Source organism: Mesorhizobium sp. M1A.T.Ca.IN.004.03.1.1, assembly GCF_003997555.1.
In the GTDB taxonomy this organism is placed as follows: domain Bacteria; phylum Pseudomonadota; class Alphaproteobacteria; order Rhizobiales; family Rhizobiaceae; genus Mesorhizobium.
Genome location: NZ_RZTV01001135.1, coordinates 1 through 234 on the forward strand (window position 1 = coordinate 1; position 234 = coordinate 234).

The 234-nt window shown below is 65.8% G+C and carries 1 pseudogene; it reads right to left on the reverse strand.

What is annotated here, in order from left to right:
* Positions 1-234: pseudogene (locus EOD29_RS35215) on the reverse strand (hypothetical protein); the annotation flags it as partial.

Sequence of the window (234 nt, forward strand, 5' to 3'; positions counted from 1 at the left end):
ACCGAACCTTGCGTCTGCGGCAGCCTGGCGCCGAGGTCCCTGACGTCGACGGTGGCGGTATTGGCGTTGGCGCCGGACAGCAGGATCGTTTCCGTGCCGAGCGGCACGTTGACCGCGCCAGGCGCCTGGCTGCTGGAGAGCGGCTCGCTTGATATGATCTGGCCGTCTCCGCCGAGGAACTTGATATCGCAGGTCTGGCATTCGCCCTGCGTCCAGCCGGGATTGACCTTCAAC